The sequence below is a fragment of the Wolbachia endosymbiont of Tuta absoluta genome (assembly GCF_059414725.1).
The window spans coordinates 1-298 of sequence record NZ_JBNRJY010000743.1; the positions used below are offsets into that span (position 1 = coordinate 1).

Genomic DNA, 298 nt, shown 5'->3' on the forward strand with positions numbered 1-298 from the left:
ACTCCTTTCTTACTATGCAACGCAACCAATGTTTGGTTCCTTCCTGTGGCCTACATTCGTGTATGAATAAATATTGCTTTATTCCTGTAGCCTCCAATGACCGATTGATTGTTTTTGTTATGTTTCTGTAACGTTGCTGTATTTACAAAATACGGATCGATCTTCTTGTTTAAGGATTCACTCACTTCAAGACACTTATCTATCACATCACCACAGCGCATACCTTTCAATGCAGAAATTGTTACAGTTGGCACTTCCAAAAATAACCGAGTCACTTCCTGTTGTTTGACAAATTTTA

General features: G+C 37.2%; 1 pseudogene. It reads right to left on the bottom strand.

Features of this window, described 5'->3' with window-relative positions:
* Positions 1–154 precede the first annotated feature (154 nt).
* Positions 155–298: pseudogene (locus tag ACJ5GX_RS07825) on the bottom strand (ribosome biogenesis GTPase Der); the annotation flags it as partial.